The organism is Fructobacillus fructosus KCTC 3544 (genome assembly GCF_001438695.1).
Taxonomy (GTDB): domain Bacteria; phylum Bacillota; class Bacilli; order Lactobacillales; family Lactobacillaceae; genus Fructobacillus; species Fructobacillus fructosus.
The window spans coordinates 90,789-107,349 of record NZ_JQBH01000003.1; the positions used below are offsets into that span (position 1 = coordinate 90,789).

Here is a 16,561-nt window from a genome sequence, read left to right on the forward strand (position 1 = left end):
ATTTCGACAACAATAGAACAACAAACTTAAAAGAAAAGGATTCATAATGAATCCAAAAAACCAGGAAGGTACTTCGCAAACGTTTCCAGGTTTAACGATAAAAACTTGCTCTGTGCTTCCCGTCTTGTGTTCGTTAACTGGACAGAACGAAGTGCCTTAAAGTGATAAGAGACCGTTGACTTACTAATCGAAAGCTCATTCCCCACTTCCCCGCAAGTCATTTCTCGCTGACTCTTGTACAAAATTCGAATCATTTTTAAGCGATTTTCGTCTGATAGTGTTTTGAATATTTCGGCACGTTTTTGATCTTCTTGTTCTATTGTCATGAAACTATCGTAGTCCTATTCCAACAGTTTTTCAAGGTCAAAAAAAAGGAATTGATTCAATCAATTCCTTTTCGTATAACAATCAACGATTTTTCTCACGACTTTCCCAACTTAAATTCCAGGAAGGCATCGTTATAGAGTTGTGTCCAGTGTTGATCAAAATTCTGATAAACCTGTAACCGGTCGAGCACGGACTGCTTGGGATAAAAGGCCTTGTCGTTTTGAACAGACTTTGGCAGTCGCTCATAAGCCGCCTTGTTCGCCGTGGCGTAACCAATGTACTGTGCATTTTTAGCAGCAACATCAGGTCGGTTTAGGTAGTTCATCAAGGCATAGGCCGCCTGTTTATGTTCGGCAGACTTTGGGATAACCAGGTTATCAAGCCAGAGATTGGAACCATCTTCCGGTACCGTGTAGGCCAAATCAGGGTTTCTTTCCATGGCGTTCTTAGCTTCACCAGAATAAGTAACGGCCAGGCTACCTTCCCCCTGAGCCATATAAAGCTTTAATTCATCCCCCACGATTGCCTTCACGTTTGGCATCAGCGAAGAAAGCTTTCCTTGGGCAGCAGCAAGGTCCGCCACGTTTTGATCGTTGACGGACTTACCTTGGGAGATGAGCGTCATTCCGAGAATATCCCGAGCAGAATCAACCAGTAGCACTTGATTTCGATACTTAGCTGACCAAAGAGCAGACCAATTTGTCAGTTCTGAACCATTGACTTCTTTTTTATTGTACAAAATACCAAGAGTGCCCCAGAAGTACGGGATAGAATACTGGTTGCCACGATCAAAAGATTGGTTTAAGAACTGCGGATTTAAATTATTCATACCCGTCAATTGCTTTTTGTCCAACTTTGCCAACAGACCCGCGTCCTTTAACTTCGCCACCATGTAATCAGAAGGAACGGCCAAATCAAAGTTCGTCCCGCCCTGCTGAATTTTGGTGTACATCGCTTCGTTCGAATCAAAAGTCTGGTAGTTGACCTTGTAGCCAGTTTCTTTCGTAAAGTCCGTCAGGATACTGGGATCAATGTAATCGCCCCAATTGTAAAAAGTCAGCGTATCTTTCCCAGAGGATTGCTGATTTCTAGAGGCCGTCAAGCCCCATTGCAAGCCAAGTAACGCCACAATGACGAGGCAAATACCGCCGAAAGTCATCATTAATTTCTTCATTTGACTTTCTCCTTTAGCTTGGTCGCCTTCCGGCTGGTCGTCTTTTGGCTATAGGCGTAATAACCCAACACCAGCACGAAAGCCAGCCCCAGCATAATCGTCGACAGTGCGTTAATTTCCAGCGAGACGCCTTGACGGGCACGGGAGTACACTTCCACCGCCAAAGTTGAAAAGCCGTTTCCCGTCACGAAGAAAGTCACAGCAAAGTCATCCAGCGAGTAGGTCAAGGCCATGAAAAAACCGGCAAAAATTCCCGGTGCTATCACGGGCAACGTGACTTTAGTCAGGACTTCCGTGGGCTTCGCTCCCAAATCAGAAGCGGCTAATACCAAGTCCCGGTTCATCTCCTGCAACTTTGGTAAGACCATCAACACCACAATTGGAATCGAAAAAGCGACATGGGCCAAAAGCACCGTCAAAAAACCGAGTTTTAACCCCAGAGCCGTCATTAAAATCAAAAAGGCAGCCCCGATAATGACATCAGGCGAAACTAACAAAACGTTATTCAGTCCAAGTAGGGTCTGCTTTAATAACCTTCGTTCCGTACGGTAGATTGCCAAGGCACCAATGGTCCCAATTGCCGTTGCAATTAAGGAAGACGTCAAAGCCAGAATCAGAGTGTTTAAAACAATTTGCAAAAGACGCGTATCCTGCCACAGTTCCTGATAATGGACCCAGGAAAAGCCAGCAAAGCCCTGCATTGCATCACCTGAATTAAACGAGTATACCGCAAGAAAGAGAATGGGCGCATAGAGCAAGAAAAAGCAAAAGGCTAACCAAAAACGTTCAATTATTTTCATTTACGTTGCCTCCTTTTCTTTTTCTTTCGATCCGTAGTAAGCGCCATTGTCAGTGCCATGGCGATAATTAGGACGACACCAATCGTTGAACCAAAGGACCAGTTTTGCGTCACCAAAAAATGCTCCTCAATGGCTGTCCCCAGAGTGATCACTTTGTTTCCTCCAATCAAGCGTGTAATCATGAAGAGGGAGAGGCTGGGGATAAAGACAGTTTGCACCCCGGTTTTTACCCCGGGCATGGATAATGGCCAAATAATCTTTTTAAGCGTTTGAAACGATGAGGCGCCAAGGTCGCGAGATGCAGCCGGTAGCAAAGGATCAATATCCAGCAACGCATTATAGATGGGTAATACCATGAAGGGGAGCTCGATATAAGCCGCCACCAACAAAAAAGCCCCGTTAGTAAAGAGCAGCTGTTGACTACCAAATCCCATGGCTTCAATACTCTGATTAAGTAGCCCGTCCTTGCCCAGCAAGCCGATGAAGGCGTAAGTCTTCAACAATAGGTTGATCCAGGTTGGCAAGATAACCAACAGTAACCAAAATTGCCGGTGCTTTAGCTTTGTTAAACAAAGTGCCAAGGGATAGGAAATCCCCAGAGTAATCACCGTGATCAAAAAGGCGTACCAGATTGAATTAACCGTCATGGCTAAGTATGGACCGGAGGTGAAAAAGTCGCGGTAGTTCGCTAACGACAAGCCCTGCCCCGGCACGTTCAGTGATTGAATCAGCAGGAGCAGTAACGGCGCCACCACGAACGCCAGCAACCAGAGTCCATAAACACCTAGGTAAGCCTCTGTAAAACGTTTCTTGGTGCTATTCATGGTCAAACACCTCGGGGACTTTATCAGCGGAATCAGAGGGATCCGTTGGCGTTTCATCATCTTCGTAAGCCTCTAAACGAGCGTCAAACTCGGCTTCCGACTCGTTATAGCGCATAATGTGGATGTCCTCCGGGTCAAAAGTCAACCCAACCCGCGAACCGATAACGGCCGGGTTCGTTGCTTGAACTTGCCAGAGATTCAAATCGTCGTCTTGCGCCATGATTTCATAATAGTCACCCCGGAAAGATTGGTTCTTAATTGTGACAACCAGCTTTCCCTTTTCGGGTGTCGTTAAATCCAAATCTTCCGGACGCAAAACCACTTCAACCGCTTCGTTTGGCCGCATACCGGCATCCACGTTTTCAAAGTCTTTCCCAACAAAGTGCACCACGTAGTCAGACTTCATCACACCGGGAACGATGTTGGATTCCCCAATAAAGTTAGCCACAAAATGATTAACCGGTTCATCATAGATGTCTTCTGGTGTTCCCTGTTGCTGAATGACCCCATCGTTCATGACAAAAATCCAATCCGACATAGCCAGGGCTTCTTCTTGATCGTGGGTCACGAAAACAAAGGTGATTCCTAGACGGCGTTGAATGGTCCGCAGTTCAGTCTGCAAAACCTTCCGCAGTTTGTAATCCAAAGCTGATAGGGGCTCATCTAACAAAAGCAACTCAGGATCGTTAGCCAGAGCTCGGGCAATGGCCACTCGCTGTTGCTGTCCACCAGATAATTCATTAATTTCTCGGTTTTCATAGCCAGCCAACTTGACTAAAGCAAGCATCTCCTTCACTTTTTCCTCGATGGCTTCTTCCGGCATTTTCTTTAAGCGAGGTCCAAAAGCCACGTTGTCAAAAACATTCATGTTTGGAAAAAGGGAGTAGTTTTGGAAAACCGTGTTCACCCGACGCTTTTCAGCAGGAAGATCGTTGATGACTTTCCCATCAAAAATCACCTGGCCAGAAGAGGGCTGTAACTGACCGGAAATCAGCTTCAAAATGGTTGACTTTCCCGAACCCGAGGGGCCGAGCAAGGTATAAAACTGACCGGAATCCAGCTCCAAGTCAATGTTTTTGAGCACCTCTGTCTCACCAAAAGATAAGGCAACCTGCTTAAATTCCAGGATGTTTTCATTTACTTGCATGCAATCTCTCCAATCGTTCAGTGTTTCTATTTTACAACGGCAACGGCAACTCGTATAGTCTGCAAATGGCCGTTTTTGAAGCGGTCCAGACCGACTTTTCTAGACAAAGAAAAAAGCAGAAGAGCAAAAGCTCATCCGCTTTAAGGAAAATGGGGGAAAGCTTATGCTTCGCCGCCGTGTTCCTTGATAATTTCTTCTTGAACGTTCTTTGGAACGGCCTGGTAGTGGTCAAAGACCATCTGGAACGTTCCACGTCCCTGCGTAGCTGAACGCAAAGTCGTTGCATAACCGAACATTTCTGACAATGGTACCTGAGCCTTAACGGCCAAAACAGGTCCACGGTTTTCTTGTCCTTCAATCAAACCACGACGTGCGGAAACGTGTCCCATCACATCACCAAGGTTTTCTTCAGGAACAACGATGTCAACCGCCATGATTGGTTCCAAAATAACGGCACCGGCAGTCTTAGCAGCTTCCTTCAATGCCAATGAAGCGGCAATCTTAAAGGCAGCTTCAGAAGAATCGACATCGTGGTAAGAACCATCGTACAACTTAGCCTTCAAGTCAACCAATGGGAAGCCAGCCAAAGGACCTGCGTTCAAAGCGTCCTTCAAACCTGCTTCAACTGAAGGGATGTATTCACGAGGAACAACACCACCGACGATGGCGTCTTCGAATTCGAAGCCTGCCCCTTCTTCGTTTGGTGAGAATTCAATCCAAACATCACCATACTGTCCCTTACCACCAGACTGGCGCTTGAAGAATCCACGCGCCTTAACGTCCTTCGTGAAGGCTTCACGGTAGGCAACTTGAGGAGCACCAACTTGGGCTTCAACGTTGAATTCACGCTTCATACGATCAACCATGATGTCCAACTGCAATTCACCCATTCCGGCGATCAACGTGTCACCAGTTTCCTGGTTCGTTGTGGCACGGAATGAAGGATCTTCTTCAGCAAGCTTCTGCAAAGCAGTTGCCAACTTGTCTTGGTCGGCCTTCGTCTTTGGTTCGATGGCCAATTCGATAACTGGTTCTGGGAATTCCATTGACTCCAAGATCAATGGGTGGTCAACGGCCGTCAAAGAATCACCAGTTGTGGTGTTCTTCAAACCAATGGCAGCGGCGATATCACCAGAGAAGACTTCTTCGATTTCAGTACGTGAAGTAGCGTGCATTTGAAGCAAACGACCAACACGTTCACGTGAGTCAGAAGAAGTGTTTTGTACGTATGAACCAGCCTTCAATGAACCAGTATAAACACGCATAAACGTCAAACGACCAACGAATGGGTCCGTCATGATCTTAAATGCCAAGGCAGCGAATGGCTTTGAGTCATCGGCAACCAAGTCAACTTCTTCATCCGTCTTAGGGTCGGTAGCGACATAAGGACGAACTTCCAAAGGTGATGGCAAGTAATCAACAACGGCATCCAACATCATTTGAACACCCTTATCCTTGTAGGCAGAACCGGCAAGAACTGGGTAGAATTCCAAAGCCAACGTTGCACGACGGATAGCCGCCTTCAATTCGTCAACTGAAATTTCTTCCCCTTCAAGGTACTTGTTCATCAATTCTTCATCGACATCAGCAACCGCTTCAATCAACTTTTCGCGACGTTCTGCAACGATGTCCTTGTAGTCAGCAGGGATTTCCTTAGGTTCCCAAGTTGATCCAAGATCATCCGTTGGGTAGTAAGCTTCCTGCGTAATCAAATCAATGACACCAGCAAAGTCGTCTTCGGCACCGATTGGCCATTGGATAGCTTCGGCGTTAACACGAAGACGTTCGTGCATTGATTCAACAGACATTGCAAAGTCTGCACCCAACTTATCCATCTTGTTAACGAAGACGATACGTGGGACGTTATAAGTTGTCGCTTGGTGCCAAACAGTTTCAGTCTGTGGTTCAACACCAGCAGCACCATCCAACACGGCTACGGCACCATCCAACACACGGAGGGCACGTTCAACTTCGATTGTGAAGTCCACGTGACCTGGGGTATCGATGATGTTAACACGGAATGGATCTTTTTCGTATTGGTCAAAGAATCCACGCCAAACGGCCGTCGTAGCGGCAGACTGGATCGTAATTCCACGTTCCTTTTCCTGGTCCATGAAATCCATTTGTGAAGCACCATCGTGCGTTTCACCAATCTTGTGGATCTTACCAGTATAGTACAAGATACGCTCAGTCGTCGTCGTCTTACCAGCATCGATGTGGGCCATGATACCAATGTTACGAGTACGGTTAAGCGGATATTCACGCTTTGCCATTGTGTTCTCCTAAAATTTTTCGTTATTTGCAAGAAAAAGCGACCTAGTTTCAGTTCGCTTTTTAAAAAGAATATTCATTGCTAAGAAGCAACCGGTTAGCAAGCTAACCGATTCATCCTACCAACGGTAGTGAGCAAAGGCACGGTTGGCTTCAGCCATCTTGTGCGTGTCTTCGCGCTTCTTAACTGATGCACCGTTTTCGTTTGCTGCATCGATGATTTCCTTGGCCAAACGTTCGTCCATTGTGTGTTCGTTACGCAAACGAGCGTAGTTAACCAACCAACGGAGACCCAAAGTCGTACGACGGTCTGGGCGAACTTCGATAGGCACCTGGTAGTTTGATCCACCAACACGGCGGGCCTTAACTTCCAATACTGGCATGATGTTTTCCATGGCTTGTTCGAAAACTTCCAATGGATCGTTACCAGTTGTTTCCTTGATACGGTCGAAGGCATCATACAAGATTGTTGATGCCGTTCCACGCTTACCATCGATCATCAACTTGTTGATCAAACGGGAAACCAGCTTTGAATTGTAAATTGGGTCAGGCAAAACTTCCTGACGCTTCGTATAACCTTTACGTGGCATAAGTTTTCCTCTCCTTTTTACTTCTTAGGAGCTTTTGTTCCATACTTAGAACGTGAGCTCATACGACCTTCAACACCGGCAGTATCCAGTGCACCACGGATAACGTGGTAACGCACACCAGGCAAATCCTTAACACGACCACCACGGATCAAAACAACCGAGTGTTCCTGCAAGTTGTGACCGATACCTGGAATGTAAGCCGTCACTTCATACAGGTTTGACAAACGTACACGAGCGTACTTACGCAAAGCTGAGTTAGGCTTCTTAGGTGTCAAAGTTCCAACACGAGTGGCAACCCCACGCTTTTGTGGCGCAGCATTCTTAGTTGCTTTCTTCTTCATTGAGTTGTAGCCGAAGTTCAAAGCGGGTGAGTTTGACTTAGTCGCTTGAGACTTACGTGACTTACGAACCAATTGGTTAATTGTAGGCATCCTACTATTCTCCTTCGTTTCATTTCACAGTTCCAGGTGTATCATTTTTGTCATTAAACAAAAGTGCTCCCGGAAGTCCTGCTTAGACTTGCCTTTACACCGCCCTTCATCACGATTATCGCGATATTCAGAGCACATGTCTTAAAAGCACGTCCAATATAATAGCATTATCTGGGACAAAGTCAAGGCAATTTACGACCTTTTCTACGGCTTTTTTATTAAGAAAGAATAAAAGCTTGGATGAGCTTTTGAAGGCTTTTTCGTGCTATTTGGTATGAACTACTTATTAAACTTTCTGCTACAATCCATTTTGGCCTCCCTTATCTGTTGTTTCGCCGACCGCGCCATCGCAAAACGCCCGTTGTTTACGAAGCGTTCATATTGTTTCCATTGCACGACACAACTGAACTGGTACCAGCTCATCCCCATTTTTTCAGCATTCTTTCAATCCTTTCGTTGCTCAAAGTGTCATGCCACTTTTACTAGTAAGAAACAGTGGGTATTTTTCGAACTTTTCTTTCCAATCACCATGGCTTTGGTGGCACCTTCTTTCGAACCGCAATATTGGCTAGTATTCCCACTCCTCTTTCTCGCTCGTGAAGATAGCCAGGCACTGAAGGCTCACAGTGACTGGCTCTTCCTCGTCGTTCCGATTGTTTACCTTCAGAGTACGACCAGTTGTTTGACATGGATGAAGTTTTGGATCCTTATCGAGGTACTCATTCTCATTTTTCTGCACAAACTTGGTTTTGGCGATCTCCCTGTTCTGCTAATCGCAATGCTTGCTTTCACGGATGCTGATTTTTTGCTCTTCATCGCCATTGCTTCATGCAGCGCCCTACTCGACTATCTTTGTTCTAAAAAAATGAATCAATCCTTGCCTTTTTTACCATTCCTCTTACTTTCCTGGTTGATTCTACTTTTAAAAAATCATTTTTAGAAAAGTAGAAGCAACTTAACGACCTTCAGACAGCGTTTAATCTTCCAAAAAAAGTCCAACCACGACACGGTGGTTGGACTTTTCATTTGTTTCAAGCATTCGATACTACTGCTTGTTCACTAGCCTTTTTGATTTTCAACGTAATCTGACCCTTTGTGGCACCAATCGTCACCATGTCAGCCGTTGAGATTTCACCAGAAAGCAGCGCTTCCGACAGTTTATCCTCAATAGCCGTTTGAATAAGGCGACGAACTGGCCGAGCACCATATTCACGGTCATAACCTTCTTCAGCAATGGTTTTAACTGCTGCTTGGGTGATCTTAATCTTAACCCCTTGCTCCGCTACTCGTTCAAGTAATGACTTGGACAACAGGCGAACAATTTGTTCAACTTCTGGTTCTTCCAACGGATCAAAGACCAACACTTCATCAATGCGGTTCACAAATTCTGGCCGGAACGTTTCTTTAACGGTTTCACGAATCTTATTCGCTACTGCCTCTTTATTCTCAGCTTGGTCGACAGAACCGAACCCAACCGTCTTTTCGTCACGCAACCGGGTTGCCCCCAAGTTGGACGTCATGATGATAATCGTGTTACGGAAGTTCACTCGACGACCCTTGGCATCGGTCAAGAACCCATCGTCAAAGACCTGCAACATCAAGTTGTAGATATCCTTGTTCGCCTTTTCCAGCTCATCCAACAAGATAATTGAATAGGGATGCTTCCGAACTTGTTCGGTCAATTGCCCACCCTGGTCGTAACCAACATAACCAGGAGCAGCCCCGATTAGACGGGAGGCCGAGTACTGTTCTTGATACTCAGACATATCGATTCGAATCATGTTGTCTTCCGAACCGAAGACCAACTCAGCCAAAGCCTTGGCCAGTTCAGTCTTTCCAACACCGGTTGGTCCTAAGAAGAGGAAAGTCCCCATTGGGCGCTTGGGGTCAGCCAGCCCTGAGCGGGCACGGCGGATAGCCCGTGAAACAGCTGACACCGCCGCCTTTTGTCCAATCACTCGCTTACCCAACTCTTTTTCCAAATTGACAAGCTGGTCAGACTCGCTTTCCTGCACTTGGTTCAACGGTACACCCGTCTGCTGTGAAATAACCGTGGCAATGTCTTCAGGCGTCACCTTCATGCTGTAGGCATGCTGGCTTGCCTCTTTTCGTTCCGCTTTGGTCATCGCCTTATCGATCTTTTGACGCAAAGCAATTTCTTTCAGGCGTAGGTCCGCTGCCAACTCAAAGTCCATGTCAGCAATGGCCGCTTCTTTCTTATTAACAATGGCCGTCAACTTTGTCCGGTCTTTGTGAACGGGCGTTGCTTGATCAACGGCATCAATTTGGACTTTGGCCGCTGCTTCATCCATCAAATCAATGGCTTTATCAGGAAGGAAGCGTCCCGTAATGTAACGGGCAGATAACTTCACGGCTGCCTCGATGGCGCCATCCTCAATGTTGACCCGGTGGTAGCTAGCAAACTTTGGGCGAATCCCCTTCAAAATAGCGATGGCCTCCTCAGTCGAAGGTTCATTAACCGTCACCCGAGCGAAGCGTCGTTCCAGTGCGGCGTCTGATTCAATCGACTGTTGGTACTCATCAAAAGTCGTTGCGCCAAGCAACTGCAAGTCGCCACGAGCCAATGCTGGCTTCAGGATATTGGCCGCATCAATAGCGCCTTCGGCACCACCAGCACCCACGAGGGTGTGCAGTTCATCGACAAAGAGAATCACTTGCCCGTCAGCTTCGATTTCGTCGATGATTTGCTTCAAACGAGCTTCGAACTCCCCGCGGTACTTTGTTCCAGCAACCAAAGAACCCATGTCCAAAACCATCAAGCGCTTGTGCTTCAAATTTTCTGGTACTTGTCCCTGCACAATGCGCTGCGCCAATCCTTCAGCAATGGCGGTCTTTCCAACACCAGGTTCACCAACAAGTACGGGATTATTCTTAGTCCGTCGTGACAAAATCTGGACAACACGCCGCACTTCCTTATCCCGACCAATGACTGGATCTAAATGCTCTGTCCGAGCGACCTGAGTCAAATCACGGCCAAGCTTATCCAAGGTTGGCGTTCCTTCGATTGACTGCTGCTTGACACGTCCTTTTTTCAACTGCTTACGCAAATCCGTGACGCCTAGTCGGCGAAGAACCGCCCGTTGCAAGTCAGTGAGGTTGACATCCAGTGAGAGCAACACGCGGGCGGCCAAAATACTTTGGTCTTGAATCAAGGACAACAAGAGCAACTCCGTGCCAATTTCAGTTTGCCCCAAGGTTTCAGCCTGCTCTTTGGCCCAGTTCAAGATGCTGCCAGCCTTTGGCGAGTATGGTAAGTAGAGGTCAGGGTCAAAGGCCTGTTGGACACCAAAACCAGTGTAGTGTTCGACCTCTTCCTGAACGGCTTTGCCCGTAACGCCAAACTCGGCCAAAATCTTACCAGCGACACCTTGTTTTTCCATCGCTAGCGCGAGAAGAAGGTGTTCCGTTCCCACGGCTAGGTGGCGGAAGTACTTGGCTTGATCCTGGGCAATTGCCAGGGCAGTCTTTGCTGAATTTGTGTATTCTTGTGCCATGTTCTACTCCTTCTTTCATTCAATTCGTCTCGTAATTGGCTACTATTATAACGCAGTCAAGACGTTACATAAAGTCTTGTCCAGACCAATCAAAAAAGCAGGCGTTCACCTGCTTTTGATTAATCTGGATTTTTCAATGCCAATTGCCACTGAAGGTAGGCATTAATGAATGGGTCTAAGTCCCCATCCAAGACATCTTGCGGTTGATTTGTTTCATATCCCGTCCGGTGATCCTTAACCATCTGATAGGGATGTAAGACATAGGAGCGGATTTGAGAACCCCATCCGTTTTCTTTCTTTTCCCCAGCCAAAGCCGCTCGTTCGGCTTCCTTCTTTTCCAGTTCCATCTGGTAAAGCTTAGCCTTCAACAAGCGCATGGCATAATCACGGTTACCGTACTGGGTACGTTCGACCGTTGATGACACAACAATGCCAGTCGGTTCATGGGTCAAACGCACACCAGTTGACACCTTATTGACGTTCTGACCACCGGCACCACCGGAACGAAAGACGTCCATCTTGATGTCGTCATCACGAACTTCGACTTCGATGGAGTCATCCAATTCAGGCATAACATCGACCGATACAAAGGAAGTGTGTCGACGCCCAGCCGAATCAAAGGGGGAAATCCGAACGAAGCGATGCACGCCCTTTTCTGAACGTAAGAATCCGTAGGCGTTGTGCCCGGAAACTTTGATCGTGGCCGAGTCAATACCGGCTTCGTCACCCGCATTGTAGTTCAACACATCGACTTTAAAGTCGTGGGCTTGGGCCCAACGAGTGTACATCCGGTAAAGCTTTTCGCCCCAGTCGGTCGATTCAGTTCCACCCGAACCAGGATGGATTTCCAAGATGGCATTGTTGGCATCGTATTCACCCGTCAACAACTGTTCCAGGTTATAGGCTTGGACAGCATCCTGGGTCTTTTCCACCAACTGGCCCAACTCCTCAGCAGAATCGGTATCTTCAGGGTCTTCGGAAACAATTTCAATCAACATCTCGATTTCATCAGCTGCTTCACCCAATGCTAAGAATGAATCCCGCCTTTTCTTCAAGACGTTGGTCTCATCAATCACACCTTGGGCCTTTTGCTGATCATCCCAGAAACCCGGTTCGGTCATCTGGTTTTCAAAGTCGGCAATTTCCTCCGTCAATGCATCCAAATCTAATGTTTTTTCAAAGCCGGCAACTTCCTCTCGGATACCAGCTAGAGCCTGTTTGGCAGCCACTACTTCCATGGCAATCCTCCCATAAGAAAAGCGAACTTATCGTTCGCCTTGTGCTTAGGCTGACAAATTAGTACGAATCTCGGCCTTCATGAAAGTTCGAGTTGCATCATACTCAATATCAGCAATCATTTTGTTAAAGTTAGCAAAAGCTTCGTTTTGGTATTCAACCAATGGGTTCAACTGACCATAACCGCGAAGACCAACTCCCTGACGCAAACGGTCGAGGGCATCGATGTGGTCCGTCCAGTGTTGGTCAACGGAACGAAGAATAACTACCCGTTCAAAGGCCAAAAGCTGTCCTTCGTCATACAAGGCTTCCTTCTTTTCAGCTAAGTTTTCCTTAGCCAACTCCAGAATCTTTTCCTTGATTTCAGGACGAGTTAGGTTCTGCAAACGAACAGAACCGTGCTTTGGTGACGTAATCGATGATTCAATAAAGGTATTGATTTCATCTAAGTGCCACTTTTCGGCATCCTTACCAGGTGTCTGCGCGTCAACCACGCGGTCAATTGTCCGCTCAACCATGCCCATTAAGGCATCATCGAGAGACTCCTTTTCATCCAAAACAGCATCACGTTCCCTGTAAATCAACTCACGTTGTTCACGAACAACGTCATCATACTGTAAGACATTCTTACGCGTATCGTAGTTGTTTCCTTCAACACGCTTTTGTGCCGACTCAACTGAACGAGTAATCCAACGGTGGGTAATGACCGTTTCTTCATCATCCATGTTCATTCGTTGCAAGAGAGCCCGGACTTTTTCAGCGCCGAAACGAATCATCAAATCATCTTGCAAAGACAAGTAGAACTGTGAGAAGCCGTGGTCACCCTGACGTCCCGCACGACCACGCAATTGGTTATCGATACGACGTGATTCGTGACGTTCCGTTGCAATCACCGCTAAGCCACCCAAATCATCAATACCAGGGCCCAACTTAATGTCAGTTCCACGACCGGCCATGTTGGTGGCAACCGTTACGGCACCCTTTTGCCCGGCATTGGCAATGATTTCGGCTTCTTTTTCGTTGTTCTTAGCGTTCAACACGTTGTGAGGAATCTTGTGGGCAGTTAAGAGCTTATCAACCAATTCAGAAGATTCAACGGAACCAGTTCCCAACAAGACAGGCTGACCTTTCTTATGCAACTCCGCCACGCGGTCGACCACTGCGTTGTACTTTGACTTCAAAGATGGGTAGAGCAAGTCAGGTTCATCAACACGTTGAATTGGTCGGTTCGTTGGAATCTCAATCACTTCCATGTTGTAAATCTCAAGAAGCTCTTCTTCTTCCGTCTTGGCCGTTCCCGTCATACCAGACAACTTCTTGTACATACGGAAGAGGTTCTGGTAGGTGATTTGCGCCATGGACTTGTTTTCTTCCTTGATCTCGACGCCTTCTTTGGCTTCGATGGCTTGGTGCAAACCATCAGACAAGCGAGTTCCTTCAGAAATACGACCAGTTGATTGGTCAATCAACTTCACTTCGCCTTCCTGCACAACGTAATCTTTATCACGTAAGTAGTTAAAGTTAGCACGTAGCGCTTGGTCAATGTGGTGAGTCAAGGCCGTGTTGGCGCTATCATAAATATTATCTAAGTTAAAGAAGACTTCGGCAGCTTTGATTCCCTTGGGCGTCAATGACGTGTTCTTTGATTCCTCATCGACTTTATAATCTTCGTCACGAGTTAGTGTCTTCACGAAACGATCAACACGCTGGTAGAGCGGTGAAATGCCGGAACCAGGACCAGAAATGATCAAAGGAGTACGAGCCGTATCAATCAAAATTGAATCCGCTTCATCAATCAACGCGTAGTTTAGGCCACGTTGCATCACACGGTCTTCCGCACGGTTCACCATGTTATCGCGAAGGTAGTCAAACCCAATGTTAAAGTTGGTTGAATAAGTGATATCCGCATCGTAGGCAGCCCGCTTCTTTTCGGGTGAATCGTCCCCAACGTTAATACCGACCGAAAGGCCCAACCAATTGTACAGTTGACCCATCTGTTCCGCATCACGCTTCGAGAGGTAATCGTTAACCGTCACAACGTGGACACCGTTACCAGCCAGTGCGTTCAAGTAAACCGCCATTGTGGCCGTCAAAGTCTTTCCTTCACCAGTCTTCATTTCGGCAATGTTTCCGCCATGAAGCACGATGGCCCCCATCACTTGGACGTGGTATGGGTACAAACCAAGAACACGCTTAGCACCTTCACGCGCTACAGCAAAGGCTTCAGGCAAAATTTCATCCAAAACCTTGGCCGTTGCCTTTTGCTTCGCCTTGTCGTCTTTAATACCAGCAAGGGCCTTTTGAATGTGAATTTGAAAGTCTTGGGTCTTCTTCTGCAAGGCCTCATCGGACAGAGCAGCCATATCATCAGCCAACGCTTCGACCTGGTTCGCCACCTTGTCAATTTTCTTTAATTTGTGCCGGGAGTTATCCAGCGCTTTACGAATAGGATTTGCCATCGAATGTTCGGTATCCAGTTGCCCAGATACGCCCCTTTCATAAAAGTCATTATGATCTTGAATTATTTTAGAAACTAAGCCTAATTATAGCAAAAAAAGCCCAAAAAAGACAGGCAGGACCTGGCGCTTTTTAGGACTTTTTAATTAAGAATTAATGATGGGGCGTCTTGTTTAATTTCTCTTGTCCACCCAAGTAAGGGCGCAGCACTTCAGGTACCGTTACAGAACCATCTTCATTTTGGTAGTTTTCCAAAATAGCTGCCACCGTACGACCAACTGCCAGTCCAGAACCATTCAACGTGTGAACCAATTCAAGTTTGCCATCCTCATTACGGTAGGTGATGTGCATCCGGCGAGCTTGAAAGTCGCGGGTATTGGAAACAGATGAAATTTCACGATACATATTCTGAGCTGGAATCCAAACTTCAACATCGTGTGTCTTAGCAGCAGAGAAGCCCATGTCCCCCGTCGACAAAGTGATGACATGGTATGGCAGTCCCAGCTTTTGCAAAATGTTTTCAGCATTCTTCGTCATGATTTCCAACTGGTTATCGGAATCTTCTGGCTTGGCGAATTTCACCATTTCGACTTTGTTAAACTGGTGCAAACGAATCAAGCCACGAGTATCACGACCAGCGGCACCGGCTTCCTTACGGAAGGATGGTGACAGCGCCGTAAATGAAATTGGTAGATCTTCTGCTGGCAAAGTCTCACCAGAATAGTAGTTCGTCAATGGCACCTCAGCCGTTGGAATGTAGGTCTGATCAAGATCTTGCACACGGTAAGCATCGTCTTTGAACTTTGGATACTGACCCGTTCCATACATGGCGGAATCATTCACCACGATTGGCGTAACCATTTCAGTGTAGCCTTCCTTGCGGTGTTCATCCAACATGAAGTTATACACAGCACGCTCTAAGCGAGCACCATCACCCACGTAGTAGAGGAAACGCGCGCCAGAAACCTTGGCACCACGCTCGAAGTCCAAAATTCCCAGGTCTTCACCAATTTCATAGTGAGGCTTCAACCACTTTGGTGCCTCTTCTAAGGCATGGGGACGCCCCTCGTAATCCTTTGGCGCCCACTTTCGAACCTCAACATTACTATCCTCATCAGGTCCAACGGGAACATCGGCTTCTGCGATGTTTGGTAAGTGAGCTGCTTCTTCCTTCACTTCAGCATCTAAGTCAGCCAAGGTCTGGTCAATTTCTTTGATTTCTTTTGCCACAGCTTGCATTTCTGCAATGGCATCTGAAGCATCTTCTTTTTGACGTTTAGCAAAGGCAATCTTATCTGAAGCTTCGTTACGCTTAGCTTTCATTTCTTCCACTTTAGCAATCAAAGCACGACGATTCTCATCTTTTGCCAACAACGCTTCAAGGGTCCCCGGCTCAACACCACGATCAGCAAGCTTTTTAGCTGCCTCTTCCTTATTTTTGCGTAAATACTTTAAATCCAACATTGAAACATCTCCTCCTATACAAAAAGCGCCTTTTCATCCGACAAAAGTCAGGGACGAAAAAGACGCAATCCGTGGTACCACCCAGTTTCTGCAAAATGCAGCACTCATTACCCGATAACGGTGGAAACCGAGCGGCATTACCCGCTACTCGTGACTCATTGGAGTTTCGGTCTAACAGCTTGCAACAACCGCTGTCTTTCTGAAATGACCTACTTATGATGAGTTGATACCTTTATTGTATGCTAGAAAGAAGACTTTGACAAGCGTTTTTTACCCACAAAAAAAGCCGACCGAAGTCGACTATCCTCTGATGGGCCATCCTGGA

The 16,561-nt window shown here is 46.7% G+C and carries 13 protein-coding genes; 1 reads left to right on the forward strand and 12 read right to left on the reverse strand.

The window, feature by feature from the left end:
- Positions 1 to 41 precede the first annotated feature (41 nt).
- The 8 genes from IV71_RS02330 to rpsL all read right to left on the reverse strand — a co-directional run bounded on the left by IV71_RS02330 (position 42) and on the right by rpsL (position 7,564).
- Entirely contained in the window at positions 42 to 326 is a 285-nt protein-coding gene (locus IV71_RS02330) for an ArsR/SmtB family transcription factor (protein WP_010691173.1), read from the reverse strand.
- 95 nt (positions 327 to 421) lie between these two features.
- Positions 422 to 1,501 (reverse strand): ABC transporter substrate-binding protein, encoded by a 1,080-nt coding sequence (locus IV71_RS02335; protein ID WP_010691171.1) that lies wholly within the window; start codon positions 1,499 to 1,501, stop codon positions 422 to 424.
- Positions 1,498 to 2,301 carry an ABC transporter permease gene (locus IV71_RS02340; protein WP_010691170.1) on the reverse strand — a complete coding sequence of 268 codons (804 nt, stop codon included), beginning with the start codon at positions 2,299 to 2,301 and terminating at the stop codon, positions 1,498 to 1,500. The genes IV71_RS02335 and IV71_RS02340 overlap by 4 nt, the downstream gene beginning before the upstream one ends.
- Positions 2,298 to 3,125 carry an ABC transporter permease gene (locus IV71_RS02345; RefSeq protein ID WP_010691168.1) on the reverse strand — a complete coding sequence of 276 codons (828 nt, stop codon included), beginning with the start codon at positions 3,123 to 3,125 and terminating at the stop codon, positions 2,298 to 2,300. Before IV71_RS02345 ends, IV71_RS02340 begins: the two co-directional genes overlap by 4 nt.
- Positions 3,118 to 4,272: an ABC transporter ATP-binding protein gene (locus tag IV71_RS02350; protein ID WP_010691167.1), complete on the reverse strand. Its 1,155-nt coding sequence runs from the start codon at positions 4,270 to 4,272 to the stop codon at positions 3,118 to 3,120. The genes IV71_RS02345 and IV71_RS02350 overlap by 8 nt, the downstream gene beginning before the upstream one ends.
- Before the next feature lie 161 nt (positions 4,273 to 4,433).
- Positions 4,434 to 6,545 carry an elongation factor G gene (gene fusA, locus IV71_RS02355; protein ID WP_010691166.1) on the reverse strand — a complete coding sequence of 704 codons (2,112 nt, stop codon included), beginning with the start codon at positions 6,543 to 6,545 and terminating at the stop codon, positions 4,434 to 4,436.
- Between the two features lie 117 nt (positions 6,546 to 6,662).
- Positions 6,663 to 7,133 carry a 30S ribosomal protein S7 gene (rpsG, locus tag IV71_RS02360; protein WP_010691165.1) on the reverse strand — a complete coding sequence of 157 codons (471 nt, stop codon included), beginning with the start codon at positions 7,131 to 7,133 and terminating at the stop codon, positions 6,663 to 6,665.
- 17 nt (positions 7,134 to 7,150) lie between these two features.
- Complete coding sequence (gene rpsL / locus IV71_RS02365; protein WP_010691164.1) at positions 7,151 to 7,564, reverse strand: 30S ribosomal protein S12; 414 nt, start codon at positions 7,562 to 7,564, stop codon at positions 7,151 to 7,153.
- Positions 7,565 to 7,838: 274 nt separating this feature from the next.
- On the opposite strand from rpsL, the gene IV71_RS02370 reads away from it, so the two are divergent.
- On the forward strand, positions 7,839 to 8,504 hold the full coding sequence (locus IV71_RS02370) for a prepilin peptidase (RefSeq protein WP_114636113.1): 666 nt from the start codon (positions 7,839 to 7,841) through the stop codon (positions 8,502 to 8,504).
- Positions 8,505 to 8,595: 91 nt separating this feature from the next.
- On the opposite strand, the gene IV71_RS02375 is transcribed toward IV71_RS02370, so the two are convergent.
- The 4 genes from IV71_RS02375 to serS form a co-directional block, all read right to left on the reverse strand.
- On the reverse strand, positions 8,596 to 11,079 hold the full coding sequence (locus IV71_RS02375) for an ATP-dependent Clp protease ATP-binding subunit (RefSeq protein WP_056995001.1): 2,484 nt from the start codon (positions 11,077 to 11,079) through the stop codon (positions 8,596 to 8,598).
- A gap of 119 nt (positions 11,080 to 11,198) precedes the next feature.
- Positions 11,199 to 12,317 carry a peptide chain release factor 2 gene (prfB, locus tag IV71_RS02380; RefSeq protein WP_010691161.1) on the reverse strand — a complete coding sequence of 373 codons (1,119 nt, stop codon included), beginning with the start codon at positions 12,315 to 12,317 and terminating at the stop codon, positions 11,199 to 11,201.
- Between the two features lie 45 nt (positions 12,318 to 12,362).
- Positions 12,363 to 14,774: a preprotein translocase subunit SecA gene (gene secA, locus IV71_RS02385; protein WP_010691160.1), complete on the reverse strand. Its 2,412-nt coding sequence runs from the start codon at positions 14,772 to 14,774 to the stop codon at positions 12,363 to 12,365.
- A gap of 151 nt (positions 14,775 to 14,925) precedes the next feature.
- Positions 14,926 to 16,236: a serine--tRNA ligase gene (gene serS / locus IV71_RS02390; protein WP_010691159.1), complete on the reverse strand. Its 1,311-nt coding sequence runs from the start codon at positions 16,234 to 16,236 to the stop codon at positions 14,926 to 14,928.
- Positions 16,237 to 16,561 lie beyond the last annotated feature (325 nt).

Coding starts and splice junctions, on each gene's coding strand:
- IV71_RS02330 (WP_010691173.1), bottom strand. CDS start 326: ATGACAATAGAACAAGAAGATCAAAAACGTGCCGAAATATTCAAAACA.
- secA (WP_010691160.1), bottom strand. CDS start 14,774: ATGGCAAATCCTATTCGTAAAGCGCTGGATAACTCCCGGCACAAATTA.
- IV71_RS02375 (WP_056995001.1), bottom strand. CDS start 11,079: ATGGCACAAGAATACACAAATTCAGCAAAGACTGCCCTGGCAATTGCC.
- rpsG (WP_010691165.1), bottom strand. CDS start 7,133: ATGCCACGTAAAGGTTATACGAAGCGTCAGGAAGTTTTGCCTGACCCA.
- serS (WP_010691159.1), bottom strand. CDS start 16,236: ATGTTGGATTTAAAGTATTTACGCAAAAATAAGGAAGAGGCAGCTAAA.
- IV71_RS02345 (WP_010691168.1), bottom strand. CDS start 3,125: ATGAATAGCACCAAGAAACGTTTTACAGAGGCTTACCTAGGTGTTTAT.
- fusA (WP_010691166.1), bottom strand. CDS start 6,545: ATGGCAAAGCGTGAATATCCGCTTAACCGTACTCGTAACATTGGTATC.
- prfB (WP_010691161.1), bottom strand. CDS start 12,317: ATGGAAGTAGTGGCTGCCAAACAGGCTCTAGCTGGTATCCGAGAGGAA.
- IV71_RS02370 (WP_114636113.1), top strand. CDS start 7,839: ATGAACTACTTATTAAACTTTCTGCTACAATCCATTTTGGCCTCCCTT.
- IV71_RS02350 (WP_010691167.1), bottom strand. CDS start 4,272: ATGCAAGTAAATGAAAACATCCTGGAATTTAAGCAGGTTGCCTTATCT.
- IV71_RS02340 (WP_010691170.1), bottom strand. CDS start 2,301: ATGAAAATAATTGAACGTTTTTGGTTAGCCTTTTGCTTTTTCTTGCTC.
- rpsL (WP_010691164.1), bottom strand. CDS start 7,564: ATGCCTACAATTAACCAATTGGTTCGTAAGTCACGTAAGTCTCAAGCG.
- IV71_RS02335 (WP_010691171.1), bottom strand. CDS start 1,501: ATGAAGAAATTAATGATGACTTTCGGCGGTATTTGCCTCGTCATTGTG.